Raw genomic sequence first — 17,209 nt, forward strand, 5'->3', positions numbered from 1 at the left:
ATGACCGCTGAAATCGTCAATCTCAACAAATTCCGCAAAGCCAAGGAGCGGGCCGAGAAGGAAAAGCTCGCGCAAGAAAACCGCGCCAGCTTCGGCCGCAGCAAGGCTGAACGCACCAGAGATGAAGACGAGGCGGGGCGTCGCGAAAAGCAGCTCGATCAAGCCCAGCGCGACACGGGCGTGACGGTAGACTTCGAACCCAAGAAACCACAAAACGGCAATGAGCCGTCACCACCTCCCGATTTCGATCCAGACTTCGATCCCGGCGCAGCATCATGAACCGGCCCTTGAAGCGGTCATTTGCGATCAAAGGGCACCGCACGTCGATCTCACTGGAGAAAGCGTTTTGGGATGCGCTGAAAGAGGCCGCTGCGGAAGAAGGCGTCGCGCTCGCGGGGCTAGTCGCGGAAATTGACGCTAAGCGCGGTGCGACCGGGCTATCGAGCGCGGTACGCATTTTTCTTTTGGAGCGCTACCGCGACCGCGCGGCAGGCACAAATGCGATCCAGGGCGCCGTTCCGCTGAAGAGTGAAGTTCGCTGAGGCGATCTCTTTCTCCACAACTGACATCCTGAGATTGCACACGGGCGTCTTCCGGTTACACTGCGCCCGCTTCAGAGGCTCTTGTGTGGCGGTTAAGGCTGAAGCGGTCAGGATCTCGGCATCGCGAATGCAAAAATTCTCGCAACATCTATTGGACCGCTTCCTGCTGCGCGTGCGATCTCCGGAAAAAACCCGTCAGGTTGCCGCCCTCCCTTATGCAGTTGTCGATGGAAAGGTCGCTTTTCTGCTCGTCACCTCGCGCCGGAGCGGACGCTGGATCTTTCCCAAGGGCTCGGTGATCGAGGGTAAGACGGCGTGGGAAAGCGCACAACAGGAAGCGTTCGAGGAAGCCGGCATCGAAGGAGAAATTGACCACAAACCGATCGGCACCTACCGCACCATCAAGAAGGGTGGGATCGCGCGCAAAGTTGTCGAAGTCGACCTTTATCCTCTGCGTGTGATGCGCCAGCACGACACTTGGCTTGAACAGCCCAACAGGCACCGCCATTGGGTGCTTCTGCGCGAGGCCAAGCGGCTATTACACGATCCGATGCTTGCCGACCTCGCTACCGAACTCAGCCGGCGCGTTCTGTTTCCTAATGCGACGCCGCCAGCAGCGCCTCAGCCTGTCACCGCGCGCAGCACCACATAACAGCCCGCCGCCAAGAGCGCGGCCGCAGGCACGGTGACGACCCACGCCGCGGCTATGCCGAAGACATGCTGGCGGCGCACCAACCGACGCTTTTCCTTTTTCTGGTAGTTCTCGATCGCCTCTTCGGGCGTCTGATTGAGCTTTGAGGGCTCAAGGAAAACCGATCGCGGCTTAACGGCAGGGTTGGGCACACCCTTATTGGTAAGAAGTTCGCGCAGATAACCTACTCCGAACACCGCCCCGATCGCGATGTGAGTGGAAGACACCGGCAGCCCCATCGCGGACGCGAATAAGACCGTGATGGCGGCCGATAGAGCGACGCAATACGCGCGGATCGGGTCCATCTTGGTGATCTTCTCACCCACGGTGCGGATGAGCTTGGGGCCAAACAGCGACAGCCCAAGCGAGATGCCGAAAGCGCCGATGGCCAAGACCCACAGTGGCAGCGCCACATTCTCTGAAGCATTGGTTCCATATTGCGCAGCAGACACGATAGCGGCCAGCGGTCCAACCGCGTTTGCGACGTCGTTGGCGCCATGGGCAAACGACAACAGGGCTACCGCAAAGATCAGTGGAATTGTGAAGCATTGCGCGATTGCCTTGCGGGTGTTCGGGATCGTTGCGGCGTGGCGCGAGATCCAAGGCCGCGTTACGGCAAAGCCGAGGATGAAAAACGCAACCCCGAAGGCGTTGATGGCGCTCGTCGAGGGCGACCAAATCCGCCGCAAACCTTTGCTCACGAGGTACATTGCAAAGACGCCCGACATGAGCGCGACAAGCGGAGGCACCCAGGTACGCGCCGCCGCGACGCGATCCTCCCTATAAAGGATCAACCATTTGATGAGGCCCAAAAGAAGGGCCGCAAATAGTCCACCGATGATCGGCGAGATGACCCAGCTGGCGGAAATCTTGCCCATCACCGACCAATTGACCGCATCGACACCAGCGGCCGCCGCACCGCTTCCCATGACACCACCAACGATCGCATGGGTGGTGGAAACCGGCGCTCCCAGATAGGTCGCCAGATGTATCCATAACGACGCGGCCAGCAACGCTGCCATCATGACGTGAATGAACGAGATCGCTTTCATCCCATGATCGGAGGCGAGAAGGTCTTTTGCGACCGTGCTGACAACATCTCCGCCGGCAAGGATCGCGCCCGACGCCTCGCAGAGCGCTGCGATTGCAATTGCCCCCGACATGCTCAACACGCGACTGCCGACCGCCGGGCCCATGTTGTTGGCCACATCATTGGCCCCGATGTTCAAGGCCATGTATGCGGCAATGACGGCGGCAATGATCACGAGACTCGCGTGCGAACTCTGATCGATGAAGAGGCTCGCAACGGCGATGCATCCGGCCATGAAAACGGCGAGCAACCCCGGCTTGGCAAGCGAGCGGCTGAGCGATTCGGCGGCTTTCTCGATATGGACGACCTTTTTTAGGTCTTTATCCAGGGATGGCTTGGCCATTTCCTCTCCGGCGCTGCTTTTTCAGGCGAGAGGGGCATAGCATCCTTGATGACGGTTGTCACAAATCCGTCACATAACAATCCAGTCGTGGCGATGGGGTCACAGCGGCGTCCTGTGAACCGGCTTACGGCCAGTTGCCGAATGCGCGATTGATCTCGTCGGACGGCGTACGGCGTGCGCGCGGCGGCGAACGTACATCGGGCTTCGCGCTATAGGTACGCTGTGGCAGTGGCCTGCGAGGCTCGCTTGCGACCTCGGCCGGAACATCAGCAGTTGTCTCCACCGTATCCTCAGGTGGACCGCTCTGCGGAACGATGGGTTCAGTATCGCTCGATTCAGGCACGACCGGCGGCCCACTTGCGTTTGAAGGTTGTTGCTCGCGCTTTTGCTGCTGCTTGGCAGCTTCCTTCGCTGCAGCCGCTGCAGCGGCCGCCTTAGCCCGCTCGACTTCGAGTGTCTTGCGACGCTCTAAGTCCATACGCTGCCGATCGTCATCGTTCTTGCGCAGGATTTCCAACTCTTCGACTTTGCGTTCCATCTGCCGTACGGCAAGTTCGCGCTGCAGATCCGCAGCTTCGACACTGACCTCAAGCCCGTCGAGGTCACCCAACGCGCCGGTGTAGACGAATTCGACTGCGGGCAATGGCCCTTTAGATGCGGGCTTCCAATCGGGACCAGCTTCAGGAGGAGGCGGAAGCGGCGTGGCCATCGCGCTCACTTGCCAATCGCTGTCCAACCCGAGAGAGGAAAGGCTCGCCGTCGTCGTGACCTGAGCCGAACCCTGCGCTGTCTTAACGGTGTAGGGTTCGACTTTCACATTTCCACCGGCCACTTCGAACGACAAGGTTTTGTCGCCTTCGACGACGGAGGCGGACGCCAAGGCTGAAGAGAGCGATTGCCCAATCGCATTGGCATCGTTTTCCATCTGGCCGGCCAACACGGCATCACTCGCATCCGCGACGAGTGCCGGCGCGGGACCGGGGTGGCGCGCGTCATGAAGCTTGATCGTCCCCTTGCCAGTCAGGCCATTGATGACAGTCGCCGGGCTAAGTCCTCGGCCTGAACCTTCAAATTCGAGCACCGCCCGACCCTTCGCTTTGGCGTTCAAAGCTGCCAGATCGGCATCGAGCGCGAGATTGCCCGACAGTGTGAAGCCGGTAGATACCTTCTCGATTTTCGCTGAAAGGTTCAAATCCCCGCCCGCAGCGCGCGCCTTCAGGCTCTCGATTGAGACTTTGCTATCCTGAACCGTGATCTGCGCGATCGCGTCCTGGGCCTCCAGTCCGTCGGCAAGTTCGAGCTTGCCGAGTTTCAGGCGCATCGTACCGCGATTATGCGCGAACGGCTTCAGATCGAACTGTGCGGTGGGCCACACGCTCTCCTCGACATCTTCGGCCGCTTCAGCGCGAGCCGCCTCGCTCAACCAGCTCAGAAGGCCCGCGACGGATGCTTGGTCAGCCTCCAGATCGGCTTCGACATTCGAAACGCCTTCGCCTGAGCCACTTTCTCCCCGCGTTAGCTTCACAGATCCCTTGATCACGCTCGATGCGGATTTCAGGTTGCGGCTGGCCAGTGTCGTCACGCCATCCTTGGCCGATACTTTGATCGGACCCGCTAGGCTCGACAGCGTCAACCCGGCGGGCGCAACGACACCCGCCAGCACAAGGGCCTCACGCGCGTCTTGCGCATCGACCGAGCCGTCGGCCTCGTAAGCGAACGTTTGATTGTCCTGCGCCGACAGCGAGCCTTGCAACTTGGCCGACAAACCTTGCGCGTTCACCTCGGCCAGCGACTTCGCCCCTTGCGACAACAGACCGGAGACAGCGAGGCTGACTTCACCGGGCCGCGATTTCAGTCCGTTCAGAAGCTGCGGTCCTGCGCCAGCGAGTTTAAGAATTTCGCCCAAGTCTGCGGCGTTGATAGTGGCCACAATTCGGGCAGGCGCGGTCCGCCAAGCCGAAAAGCCGTTGTCGAATGCGCCTTCGCCGATGAGGCGCGCGCCGCCAACGAGACCATCGAATGTAACATCGGCTGATCCGGCCTGACGTTTGCCGATCTGCACCAACCCAGCCAAGCGGGCGGATGGCAGAGCTGTTATCTGTTTATCCAGTATGACTTCGAGCCCGAGCAGCTTGCTCACTTCGCCAATGGCACGGCTATCGGCGGCATCGATCTCATAATTCAATGTTCCCTTCGCAGCCCCGCCGTCTGCGCTTGCTCGCATGATACGTCCCGAAGTCGAAATCCGGGCGCCTGCCTGCGTTTTCAGACGCGCTTTCGGCACGTTCAGACTAGCAGGCTCAATGACGATCTGTGCATCGACATCGTTATAGACGCTGCCAGCATGAGTGAGGCGACGCGCGGTCAGCTCAACGGTTGTCTCGGGACGTGACGCTTCCGGGTTCTCCGCTGCCTCCTTGTCGGAAGCGGTCTCAAGCCCAAGCGCATGGCGCCAGACGCTGCTGACGTAGCTTGCCTGCTCTGGGAAAAAGACTGCGCTGTCGATATCATCGCCATCGAGACGAACCGTGACGTGCTTGCGTGCGCCGCTGTCAATGCGCACCTCGCCATCGACAAGCTGTCCCGAAATCTGCGCCTTGGCATTTGTCAGCGCAAAACGTCCCGGTCCCATGGCGACGTCGCCGGCGACCCAGAACGGACCGTCGGAATTCAGGTCGATATCGATGCCGGACTTTTTCGCGAAGGCTTGAACGCGCGCAAAGTTCACGCCCCTAACCGTGCCTTCGCCGATAAACGTCTTGTCGTCCCTCTTGGCACCCTCAATCTTTCCGGAGAGATCGATACGTGCGCCTCCGGGCAGACCGCCCGACAACCGCCGCAGCGTCACCACGTCCTGGTGGCGTTCTGCATCGAGATCGAGCGCGCCCGCCTGCTCTCCGCCAAACTTCACCTGATCAATAGCAACTTGCACGGTCGCAGAACCGTTTCCGCCCAATCCTTCTACCAGAGCCATAAACAGCTGCCGCAAGCCATCGATACCAGCCTGCTGACCGTGCGGGGCCGCGAGCATGTCGAGATCCAGCCATTTCGCGGTGAGCTTGGTGTCGAACTTAAGATCGTTCGCCCAATTCGCAGATGCCGCGCCCGTCAAAATCTGCGGCTCGGCCGCACCGTCAAGTTCAAGCTCGACATTATCGAACGAGGCGCCCGAAGCACTGGCTGTTGTCGCCGTCTTCAAGTTGAGCACGGGCGGCGGTTCGCGCGTCGCTTGCGCATCCGAGGTCGCAGGAGGGGAAAGGAAAATCTTACCCGTGAGGTCGCCAGTGACCTTCGGCGCGGTCGTGAAATCGCGCAACGCTCCGTCGAAGGCATAGGAGTTGACGCCGGCATCGCCATACATCGCCGCCTTCAGGTGGACTACGCCCTCATTGTCCTCGGGGGCGGTTGAAAAACGGATATCCCGCACAACGCTGCCAACGCGCGCGCTTCCTTTGAACTTGAACGGCCCCTTGAGGGTGTCGGCGGACAACTCACCGTTGATGGCATCGACCGTGCTGATCAGCGCGCCATCCGCGCGATGAAAGGCAATCGCGCCCTTGAGCAGACGGACCGAATGCAGCGCCACGTTCTGAGGCACGAACGGCAGTTCGGCAGGTCGCAATTCGAGCGTGGACCAGTTGCCGCCGCCTACGTCATCCAGCACCAGCGACAGCACCGGCTTGTTCAATTCGATTTCGTTGGCTTCAAAAGCGCCGCGCAGCAGCGGAGAAACCGCCAGGCGCATGGTGAAGCTTTCCGCGCGGATAAACGGCTCGCCGGTTTGTCCGGTGGTGTCGGCGAGGCGCACCTTTTCAAAGCGGACGAACGGCGTGGGCAGAAAGCGAACGTTGACGGCGCCACCGACGCGAACATCACGGCCCAGCACTTTCGAGGCTTCCTCCTCGAAAACGCCGCGGTAGCCGTTCCAGTCGATGAAATACGGCGCACCAAATAAGGTCGCCAGCACCAACGCCAGGAGGCCGCCGAGATACAGGAGTCCGTTGTTCATCCGCCCAATGCTCTCTTACCGGCACCAGCCCGCTCCGGCACCGTTCGGCGGGCAGCTCTTAAGCGCAGCGCCGATATATACACTCTATCGCATACCCGGGGATAAGTCTGAACCCGAATTAGGGCGCAATTCCAGAACTTTGCCCAGGTTTTGCGGCAACTAGCGGGCATTTTCGCGCCACTGTGCACACTGCCGCTCCCGGGTTGTAGGAGCGGGTTTGGTACGCTACCTGATTGGAATGACAGCGAGTCGCAACATGTCGTCGCCCCCGCATCAGTCTGACGAATTCGAAGAGCCGCCGTTCGATCTTCCGCCGGCTGCTCCCGTTGGCGGTGCGTCCCAGAGCTCTATCTCCGCGCGCGCGATTGCGGCGTCGCGACCCGCACCCGTGTATCTGGAAGGCTTGAATCCAGAACAACGCTCCGCAGTTGAGCAAACGGAAGGTCCGCTGCTGGTCCTCGCGGGTGCGGGTACAGGCAAGACGCGCGTACTCACGACGCGCATTGCCCATATTCTCGCCCAGGGGAAGGCGTGGCCATCACAAATCCTGGCCGTCACCTTCACAAACAAAGCTGCCCGCGAGATGAAGGACCGGATCGGCGCCGCGATCGGCACGACTGTGGAGGGCATGAGCTGGCTCGGCACGTTCCACTCCATTGGCGTCAAAATCCTCCGCCGCCATGCGGAGCTTGTCGGTCTCAAATCGGGCTTCACGATCCTGGACGACGACGACACCAAGCGTCTGTTGAAACAAGTGATCGAAGCGGCTGGCATCGACAAGGAACGCTGGCCCGCGCGTCAGCTTGCGTCCCTGATCGACAGCTGGAAGAACCGGGGCCTGACCCCCGACAAGGTGCCCGCGGGTGAAGCGTTCGCATTTGCCGAAGGCAAGGGCAAGGAGCTTTATTCGGCCTATCAGAGCCGGCTCAAGGATCTCAACGCCTGCGACTTCGGCGATCTTTTGCTCGAATGTCTGCGACTGTTCCGTGACAACCCGGATGTGCTGGCAGAATACCACCGCCGCTTTCGCTACATCCTCGTTGACGAGTATCAGGACACCAACGTCGCCCAGTACCTCTGGCTACGATTACTGGCTCAGGGCATTCCCAACGTCTGCTGCGTCGGCGACGATGACCAATCGATCTACGGCTGGCGCGGCGCGGAGGTGGAAAACATCCTGCGCTTTGAGACCGATTTTCCCGGTGCGCGCGTCATTCGGCTGGAACGCAACTATCGCTCGACCAGTCATATCCTGGCGGCGGCCTCCGGGCTCATCACGCACAACGAGGGTCGTCTCGGCAAGACGCTGTTCACCGACGGCGCCGCTGGCGAGCGTGTGTCGGTAGCGAGCTTCTGGGACGATGAAGCGGAAGCCCGTTCCATTGGCGATGACATCGAGAACGCACAGCGTGCGCGACAGAAACTGAATGAAATCGCGGTTCTGGTGCGTGCATCCTTCCAGATGCGCGTCATCGAAGAACGCTTCATCACCCTGGGTCTGCCCTATCGCGTTATCGGCGGGCCGCGTTTTTATGAGCGCCAGGAAATCAAGGACGCCATCGCCTATCTCGAAGTCGTCGCAAATCCATCCAACGACTTGAAATTTGAGCGCATCATCAACGTGCCCAAGCGCGGACTTGGGGATACTTCGGTGAAGCGCATTCACGAATTGGCGCGCGCGCGATCCATGCCGCTTTACGTGGCCGCCCGCGAGATCGTGGAAACCGACGAACTGCCGGGCAAAGCGCGCAAATCGCTTTATGACCTGTTGCGTCAGTTCGAACGTTGGCGCGTACAGCTCGACAGCATGCGTCACACGGATCTTGCTGAGCAGATCCTTGACGAAAGCGGCTATACAGCCATGTGGCAGGCGGACAAGAGCCCGCAAGCCCAATCCCGCCTCGAAAACCTTAAAGAGCTTGTGCGCTTCATGCACGATTTCGACACGTTAGGCGGGTTTCTGGAGCACGTCTCTCTCGTCATGGACGCCGACCAGGGTAGCGACGGCGATCGCGTATCGCTGATGACGATGCACGCGGCCAAGGGGTTGGAGTTCGAAACCGTGTTCCTGCCGGGATGGGAAGAAGGACTGTTCCCCCATCAGCGCGCGCTCGATGAAAGCGGCAAGGCGGGATTGGAAGAAGAGCGCCGACTCGCCTACGTCGGCCTCACCCGTGCCAAGCGGCGGGCAAAAGTCTCGTTCGCTCAAAACCGCCGCACGCACGGGCTTTATCAATCAGCCATCCCCTCGCGTTTCGTGGATGAATTGCCTATCGCGAACGTCGACGTGGTTGAGAACCCCTCTCCTTATGGCGGCATCCCGCAAGGGCGCGGCTTTGGCTATGGCAATCCATTCGGCGCAAGCCGGTTTGACCGCGAACCGCCGCCGTCCAAATCGAATTATCAGACACCAGGTTGGCAGCGCGCCCAACAGACTTGGTCGCGATCCGATAACAAGAAAAAAAAGCCGATGCGCACGCCAACCACCATTGACGGCGAACTCGTTGCGGCTTCGTCCGCGAGCGCACCACAGTTCAAGGCCGGGACGCGCGTCACGCATGAGAAATTCGGCGCAGGCACGGTGACGCACGTAGACGGCAACAAGCTTACGATCGATTTCGACGCTGGCGACACCAAACGGGTCGTCGCCAGCTTCGTCGATCTCCTCAGCTGACAGCCGTTATTCGACCACACATACCGAATAGTCGGCTCGATCAATTGATGGAACCACCCGCGCCCAAGGGCGTTCCGTGATTGGCGCGACCCAGGTCACGCCTCCCCAAAACAAGAGAATAAAATGCCCAGCCCCCAACAGACCGGCGTGGTGAAAGACGCAACCTCCCTCCGTCCCAGTCCCACTCTTAAGATCTCATTCATCGAATTCGTAGCGCTGACCGCAGCCCTGATGGCGCTCACCGCACTTTCGATCGACATCATGTTGCCGGCACTACCGCAGATAGGATCTGCACTCGGCGTGACTGCCGAAAACGATCGCCAGCAAGTGATCATCCTCTACATGGTCGGGTTCTCGGTCGGCCAGCTCATCTATGGGCCGCTGTCCGACAGGCTGGGGCGCAAACCTGTGCTGCTCGGCGGGTTGGCACTGTTCATTGTCGGCTCCTGCCTTGCGTTGCTGTCTCAATCGTTCTCGATGCTTCTGACCGCGCGCCTTTTGCAAGGTCTTGGCGCCGCATCTCCGCGCGTCGTCGCCATCGCGGTCGTGCGCGACATCTACAGCGGCCGTCACATGGCCCGCGTCATGTCACTCGCCATGATGATATTCATACTCATTCCAGTGCTCGCACCCTCGATCGGACAAGGGCTCATGCATCTGGGCGACTGGAGGCTGACGTTCGACGCGCTGTTGTTCATGGGCGCCGCGGTCGCGATCTGGGCGGGCTTTCGTCTTCCAGAAACCGCCCGACAGATTACCCAGCATACCGCCGCGCCAACGCTGCTTGCATCTTTCAAGACCGCCGTGCTCGACCGCCAGACCATGTCTTACGGCATTGCGAGCGGTCTGATGTTCGGTTGCCTTCTGGCCTACGTAGCAAGTTCGCAGCAGGTCTTCACGGAGGTGTTCGACGTCGGAGATCACTTCCCGATACTGTTCGGAGCTGTCGCATCGGTCATGGCCATCGCCTCGTTCGTGAACGCCAATCTCGTCGAGCGACTTGGTATGCGCCGGGTTTCTCATACCGCTCTTGCAGCGTTCATTTCGGTTTCGCTCGCGTTGGCGATGGCGTCCAATGCCGGACTCGCTTCTCTCGGCGTGTTTTGCGTTCTGGTGGCGTCGGCATTCTTTTGCTTCGGGCTCATCGCGCCCAACTTCAACGCGCTGGCCATGGAGCAGCAGGGTAACAACGCAGGCATGGCTTCGTCCGTCATCGGCTCGCTGAGCACAGCGATTGGCGCAAGCGCGGGCAGCATTATCGGTAGTGCTTTCGATGGGAGCGTTTTGCCGCTGGCGCTTGGATTTGCCGGCTGCAGCGTGTTGACAAGCATCGTCGTCTTCGCGTTCGAAGGATCTGCCGGTCTGTTCGGCCGCAACCGTCCATAGTCGGGAACCAGACCGTCGTTTCAGCGGCCAATTAGGCAGCCGCCTCCCGGCGGTTCTTGATCAAATCCCACGCTGCGTTGATCTGCTTCATGCGGGCCTCGCGCACACGACGATCTTCATCATCGCGGGCGAAATCCGGATGCCAGCTCATGCGGAGCGCATCCACGAGCTTTTTTGCAACATTGGGCGCCGCCTCAGCGTTGATGCCCAGCGTTTGATAGGCTTCCTGCACGCTTTGAGGCATACGGATGCCCGTCCGCGCGTGGAACGCCGTAGCTCCTGCCGATTGCGTACCGCCGATGTCTCCACGTGCGGATGTGTCTTGCGCTGCACCTTGAGATATCCGCGAAATGCGCTCCAGCTCGCGCAACACGCTGCGGACCTGCGCTGCCGATTTCTGCATTGGCCGCTGATCGAACGAACGGCCGATCTCGTCGACGCGCGCCCGCAACTGGTCGAGTTCCGTCTGCAGGACATCGCGCAGCAGTAACGCGCGCGGCAGCGACCCGACCTGAAGCTCTGCCTCCGCCAACCGCGCCGTTGCCATCGCCAAAGCATTCATCAACGCCGTGCGGTCGGCCTGCGATGCAGCGGGCTTGGAACGCACGGACACACGGTTCGCGACAGCCAACCATGAGCCTTTCAAAAATTGCATCGCGCAGGTGCGCAACGTGTGTGGCAGAGACGCAGAAAGCGCTTCGGCACGAGAAGCCAGTTGCTCGGCGAGATTACGCCGCGCGACGACGAAGCCGACCGCGAACAGAAAAGCGAGCAGGCCACCCGCGACTTTGCCCAGTCGCAGAGCGTCGCTGGATGGCTCATTTCGCATCTCAGCGGTAATCGTCGGTTGCCAGGATCCATCAGCGGTGGGTGCGGGCGAACCCTTGTTGGATCTTTGTGCCGCGTGTTCCACTACGCTGTCCGCACTCAGCGTCTCGCGGACCACACGCTCCTTATGAGGTGAGAAGCGCGCAAGGGCAGGAAATACGAGCCGAGCATTCAATGCGCCGATAGGCGCAAAGCCGTTCGGCATCCCTCTTGGCAGTTTAACACCGAGGTATCGCGCAGCGGCGGCAACCTGCGCCCACGAAACATCCACGCCACCGCAAGACATTTGGAAGCGGTGAACCATGGCCGTGGTGCACGCGGCCTGCGACCCAGCCCCGTGACAATCAGAGAACGCGGTCTCTTCATGTTTGCCCACAATCGGATATGTCAGTGCCTTAGGAGATGGCGTGAGCTGGACCTGACCGGCCTCGACGCTACACGCATACGGCATTTCGAGTTCGTCCGAATGGGCGTGCTGCGCCCACATCATCTGCATCAACAATGCACCAGCGACCAACGCCGCCCAATGCAAAATCATTGCCGCTGCAAAACGCTCGCCCGTCTCGGGGGCTACTTCGATCTTTCCAACGCCTGGCCTCACCGTCCCCTCCCTCGAAGGTTTGCCGACTAGTAGACCACGACAACGCCGCACTCACTCAGGCATCAGAAAGACCATCCACAAGGTTATGAACGGGTTTTGCGCTTTTGCGCTGCGAAAGTCGTGCATCTAGGGGATGCTTCCGTATCGGTCCGCGCCGGGAACCTTGCCGTCAGCAAGCGCCGGGTTGCCACTTTGACGCCACAGCCAATGCGGTAAATTGTCGATGGATGAATGCCTTAGGCTCGACAATGACAATCCAGGCACCGTAAGACTGGCGGACGCGGTAGAAGGGGACCGCCGAAAAGAGTTGGGGGCTCACGCGGCTGCCATAAATTGCGGGTAGGCGGATCTCGACGTTCCGCCAAGGCGTTGGGAGGATAAGAGCGTATGACTGCGGCCGATATTCGAGCGTCCGAGCCCGAGGGTACGCCGGGACTCATCGATCTTCTGACCGGCGCGCACAAGCGCAGACGCCGAGAAGCCGAACGGGCGCCGCAGCCGCAACAGTCCACCAGCGCCAACTCCTCGACGGACGACTCGCGCGTCATCGCGCACGACTCGATTCGCAAGCGTGAGAAGTTCATTCCCGTCACGCGCTTCGCGTTGTTCGAACGCTTGAGCCAGCCGCTGGCCTGGCCGCCCGGACAAGCGACGGATGCGCGCCGCTTCTTCCGCTACCTCGATTACTGGCGCCAACAGCAATACAATTCCGAGCTTCTGGAGATCGAACAGCTCTACGAGCCATTCTCGCCGGACAGCGACCTGTTGATGACGCGCCAATTCACCGACGGCGAGAAGGCAGCCTTGCAGGATCGCGTCGTCAAGAGCGTGGAAGCGTTGCTCATCCGCGCCAACTACGAGCGCATCGATCCGACCGACGTGCAGATCATTCTGACACGCGAGAGCCACTACGGCCTCGATCTCTTCGTCGACATGGACGCATTCGACGAGATCGTCATCTATTATCGCGGCGCGTCCAACACCAAGCATGAAAAGCGCAGCTATAAACGTTTTATGCGCAAGGAAGAGTTCGACGTTCCGATCTTCCAGCGGCTGTTCATTCTGTTCAAGCTCAAGCCGTTCGACGTGCGCGTTGAAGAATACATGCGAACCGGGCTCGACCGTCAGGCCGCCGAACGCAAGGTGAAGAAAAACCGCTCCGCGCTGCCGCCGGGACTCAAAGACTCAAACATCTATCTGAAGCTCTTCAAAAACATCCCGCGCACCGATCTTGAGATGGTGTTTCCCAACACGCAGGTTCGCTTCAGGCTGCTCGACAAACTTCGGCTTGGTGTGTCCTCCGGCGCAGGCCTCGGCATGGGCGCGGTTGGCGCGGCGGGCAAACTTGCGCTCTTGACGACCAATCCGATTGCGGCAGCCGGTGCCATCGCGGGTCTTGGAGCGGTGGCGTTCCGTCAGGCGATGGGCTTCTTGAACCAGAAGCAGCGTTACATGGTGGTGATGGCACAGAACCTCTACTTCCATGCCATGGCCGACAATAAGGGCGTGATCCTGAAGATCGCCGCCCGGGCGGCCGAGGAAGACATCAAGGAAGAGATGCTGCTCTACTCGGTGCTAGCCAAGGAGAAGGCGAACCGCGCCGATCTGCCGGCAATCGACGCGGCTATCGAGCAGTATCTGCAGCGCACCTTCGGCGTGACCGTCGATTTCGATCTGGAAGACGCACTTGACCGTCTTGTCCGCGATGAAATCGTGCGCGAGGACGAAGACGGGACGTTGCACACGCTAGACCCGACCACGGCAGCCAAGCACATAGACGACAAGTGGGACCTGTTCCTGGACTATCTGCCAGACCCGATCAGCGTCGAAGGCTACGAATACGGCGGCGAGGCACCGATCAAAATTTCCTGATCGTCAGGGCCGCCAGCCCCGAACCGCAGGCGGAATGCCGCAAACCCTTGACGGGAAACGGTTGAGCTTGCGATGGAGATGCCATCAAAGCTCTCCTTCAACCTGTCAGGATGCCCCGCCCGATGGCGCTCGAAAAAGTCACCGCAGACTTCACGGACCGCGACCTTGCCATGCAGACGGCCGCTGCCCTGCAGGATTTTCTCGAACCCGCGCCGGACGCTCTTACTGTCTTCGAGAACGGCCCCGCCTCGTGGCGGCTCGAAGCCTACTTCAACGATGGGCTGGACGGGCGCGACCTCGCTAACGAGCTGACGCCCTACGTCGCCGCGACCCTGCCTGCGTTTGTCTCGGATGCCGTGCCCGATCTCAATTGGGTTGCCATGTCACAAGCCGCTCTGCCGCCTGTGATCGCCGGCCGCTTCACGGTATTTGGCAGCCACGACCGGGCGCGGGTCGCGCGCGGGCCTAATGCAATCCTGATCGATGCGGGCGAAGCATTCGGCACCGCCCATCACGCGACCACGCTAGGCTGCCTGCTCGCAATCGACCGTCTGACCCGGCAGGAAGAGTTCCACTCCGTACTCGATTTGGGAACCGGCTCGGGCGTTCTGGCGATTGCTGTCGCGCGTGCCCTACCTCATGCCGACATCATCGCAACGGACCTCGATGCGCAATCCGTGAAGGTCGCGCGCGAAAACATCCGCATCAACGGCGAGGATTCACGAATTACCGCCACGCACGCCAACGGCGTGCGTCATGTTTGGATCAGGCAGAGCAAGCCGTTCGACCTCGTAATCGCGAATATCCTGGCCGGCCCCCTCATCCGCCTCGCGCCGGAACTCGCACGCAGGGTACGACGCGCAGGCACACTCGTGCTGTCTGGCATCCTTATTCCGCAAGCGCCTCAAGTGATCGCCGCGTACCGCGCCGCTGGATTTCAGCTCGTAAGCCATGACCGCATTACGGGTTGGTCGACTCTCGTCCTGCACAGGCGCTAGACTGAACTCGCGCATCTCTTATCCGGATTGGCCATGTTCCAGACATTTGAAACCGCAGGCGGGCCCGAGCACGTCGCCGCCCGCGTCAAAGCCCTTCGAGGCCTCCTCAATAAGCTCAAGATCGACGCGTTCCTCATCCCGCGCAGTGATGAGTTCCAAGGCGAATATGTGCCAGCTTGCGCGGAACGTCTGAAATGGCTGACGGGCTTTTCCGGCTCGGCGGGACTTGCGGTGGTCACGCGCAAGGCCGCGCTCTTGATGATCGACGGGCGCTACACCGTGCAGGCGCGAAGCGAAACCGACACCGATCTATTCGAGGTCGCTCTTCTCCCCAGACCGCGGCTTTCAGAGTGGCTCATCGGCAAACTTCCCAAAGGCGCCGTCGTCGGCTTCGACCCATGGCTGCACACGGCCTCCGAAGTGGCGAGATTGAAAGCGGCCCTGGATGCCCACGACATCACGTTAAAGCCGGTTGCAAAAAATCTGGTCGATGAGCTTTGGGGCAAGGACCGCCCCGCACCGCCTGATAACGAAGTTATTGTCCAACCGCTGCAGCTTGCCGGACAAGCTGCATCCGAGAAAATCGCTGACCTTCAAAAGACGCTCAAGGAAGCTGGACAAAGCGCAGTGGTGTTGACGCTTGCCGACAGTATCTGCTGGCTTCTCAACATCAGAGGCGCGGACGTCGCGCACAACCCGGTTGTCCGCGCATTTGCTATCGTTCCAGCAAGCGGAAAAGTCGAGCTGTTCGTTGCACCCGACAAAATTACTGCCGCCGTGCGCACGCACCTTGCCCCGTTTGCCAAAGTGCGCGCCCCCAAGGAACTGCAACGGCGTCTGCGTGACTTGAAGCCTGCCGGAAAACCAGTGCGCCTTGACAGCGACACGGCCGCCTTCGCGCTCGAACGTGCGCTCGGCACAAAGTCGATCGTCAAGGGAGCCGATCCTTGCATTCTGCCCAAAGCCCTCAAGAACAGCGCCGAAATTGCGGGTTCACGCGCCGCTCACATCCGAGACGGCGGCGCAATTGTTCGCTATCTCGCCTGGCTCGACACGGCGGCTCAAAGCGGACGGCTCGATGAAATCAGTGCCGTTGAGAAGCTGGAGGAGTTCCGCCGTGCAACCAACAAACTCCGCGAGATCAGCTTTCCGACCATTTCAGGCTCCGGCCCTCATGGCGCCATTGTGCACTATCGCGTCAGCGAGGCATCCAACCGCAACTTGAAGCCGGGCGAATTGTTCCTGCTGGATAGCGGCGCACAGTACGAGGACGGCACCACAGACATCACCCGCACCATCGCCATCGGCGCGCCGACGGCAGAAATGAAGCAGCGATTTACCGCTGTATTGAAAGGCCACATCGCGATCGCAACTGCGCGCTTTCCAAAAGGCACGCGCGGCATTGATCTGGATCCCTTTGCACGTCGCGCGTTGTGGGACATGGGTGCGGACTACGATCACGGAACCGGTCATGGCATCGGCAGCTATCTATCCGTGCACGAAGGGCCTCAATCTATATCGCGCGCCGGCATGGTTCCACTCCAGCCCGGAATGCTGTTGTCAAATGAGCCTGGCTTTTACAAGGAAGGCGCCTACGGCATCCGCATCGAGAATGTCGTGCTCGTCACGGAAGCCGAAAAAATCAGTGGTGGCGGTGACCGCGAGATGATGGGCTTTGAAACGCTCACCTTGGCGCCCATCGATAAGCGCCTCATCGTTGTCGACATGCTATCGGAAAGCGAGCGCGATTGGCTCAACGGGTATCACAGAACGGTCTTCAAAATGCTCAGCGGCGAACTCGACAACGCGACAAAAAATTGGCTGAAATCGGCCACAAGTCCGCTGTGATACGTGGCATGTGAGGAGTTCCGCAAGGAACAGTTCCCGTCACAAGAAAGCTCTAAATCTTGGTCATTGGACCCGCTCAGTAAGGAGAGCAACTGATGATGACCATCGCAGCAGAGATTTCCGCCGCCCCGCATTTCCCCCAATCCATGCGCAGCGTAATCGAGCCCATAAACGCACTATCAGCGTTCGTGGGAGCACTTGAAGGCGTGTCGGGAATCGAAGTGATCGAAGAAAATGGCGAGTTGCGCCTCGTCTGCCATCCCATCACCACCGAGTGACGCAAAAACTGAGTTTCAACTCCCGCAGCTTCATCTTCCATGACACGCG

Annotated in this window: 12 protein-coding genes; 9 read left to right on the forward strand and 3 right to left on the reverse strand. The window is 60.2% G+C overall.

Annotation, left to right across the window (positions count from 1 at the left end; translation table 11 throughout):
* The 3 genes from R3D51_01770 to R3D51_01780 all read left to right on the forward strand — a co-directional run bounded on the left by R3D51_01770 (position 1) and on the right by R3D51_01780 (position 1,194).
* Positions 1-279, forward strand: a complete 279-nt coding sequence (locus tag R3D51_01770) for a DUF4169 family protein (GenBank protein MEZ5898197.1) — start codon at positions 1-3, stop codon at positions 277-279.
* On the forward strand, positions 276-542 hold the full coding sequence (locus tag R3D51_01775; GenBank protein MEZ5898198.1) for a ribbon-helix-helix domain-containing protein: 267 nt from the start codon (positions 276-278) through the stop codon (positions 540-542). Before R3D51_01770 ends, R3D51_01775 begins: the two co-directional genes overlap by 4 nt.
* 127 nt (positions 543-669) lie before the next feature.
* Positions 670-1,194, forward strand: a complete 525-nt coding sequence (locus tag R3D51_01780) for an NUDIX hydrolase (GenBank protein ID MEZ5898199.1) — start codon at positions 670-672, stop codon at positions 1,192-1,194.
* Here the strand turns inward: R3D51_01780 and R3D51_01785 are convergent.
* Together R3D51_01785 and R3D51_01790 are read right to left on the reverse strand one after the other, a co-directional pair.
* Positions 1,164-2,666: an anion permease gene (locus R3D51_01785; protein ID MEZ5898200.1), complete on the reverse strand. Its 1,503-nt coding sequence runs from the start codon at positions 2,664-2,666 to the stop codon at positions 1,164-1,166. The genes R3D51_01780 and R3D51_01785 overlap by 31 nt on opposite strands.
* 124 nt (positions 2,667-2,790) lie before the next feature.
* Complete coding sequence (locus tag R3D51_01790; GenBank protein ID MEZ5898201.1) at positions 2,791-6,675, reverse strand: AsmA family protein; 3,885 nt, start codon at positions 6,673-6,675, stop codon at positions 2,791-2,793.
* A gap of 256 nt (positions 6,676-6,931) precedes the next feature.
* Between R3D51_01790 and R3D51_01795 the strand changes: the two genes are divergently transcribed.
* Entirely contained in the window at positions 6,932-9,349 is a 2,418-nt protein-coding gene (locus R3D51_01795; GenBank protein MEZ5898202.1) for a UvrD-helicase domain-containing protein, read from the forward strand.
* Positions 9,350-9,472: 123 nt separating this feature from the next.
* Positions 9,473-10,735, forward strand: a complete 1,263-nt coding sequence (locus tag R3D51_01800; protein MEZ5898203.1) for a multidrug effflux MFS transporter — start codon at positions 9,473-9,475, stop codon at positions 10,733-10,735.
* A 31-nt stretch (positions 10,736-10,766) separates the two neighbouring features.
* Here R3D51_01800 and R3D51_01805 read toward each other — a convergent pair whose 3' ends face one another.
* Positions 10,767-12,164: a hypothetical protein gene (locus R3D51_01805; protein ID MEZ5898204.1), complete on the reverse strand. Its 1,398-nt coding sequence runs from the start codon at positions 12,162-12,164 to the stop codon at positions 10,767-10,769.
* A gap of 387 nt (positions 12,165-12,551) precedes the next feature.
* On the opposite strand from R3D51_01805, the gene R3D51_01810 reads away from it, so the two are divergent.
* From R3D51_01810 to R3D51_01825, 4 genes are all read left to right on the forward strand, one after another.
* Complete coding sequence (locus R3D51_01810; GenBank protein MEZ5898205.1) at positions 12,552-14,036, forward strand: TMEM143 family protein; 1,485 nt, start codon at positions 12,552-12,554, stop codon at positions 14,034-14,036.
* 122 nt (positions 14,037-14,158) lie between these two features.
* Positions 14,159-15,034: a 50S ribosomal protein L11 methyltransferase gene (locus tag R3D51_01815; protein MEZ5898206.1), complete on the forward strand. Its 876-nt coding sequence runs from the start codon at positions 14,159-14,161 to the stop codon at positions 15,032-15,034.
* A gap of 33 nt (positions 15,035-15,067) precedes the next feature.
* Entirely contained in the window at positions 15,068-16,882 is a 1,815-nt protein-coding gene (locus tag R3D51_01820) for an aminopeptidase P family protein (protein ID MEZ5898207.1), read from the forward strand.
* 95 nt (positions 16,883-16,977) lie between these two features.
* The gene (locus tag R3D51_01825; protein ID MEZ5898208.1) at positions 16,978-17,160 is read left to right on the forward strand and encodes a hypothetical protein; all 183 of its coding nucleotides are present in this window, start codon (positions 16,978-16,980) and stop codon (positions 17,158-17,160) included.
* Positions 17,161-17,209: the final 49 nt, after the last annotated feature.

The organism is Hyphomicrobiaceae bacterium (assembly GCA_041397645.1).
Lineage (GTDB): Bacteria > Pseudomonadota > Alphaproteobacteria > Rhizobiales > Hyphomicrobiaceae > Hyphomicrobium_B.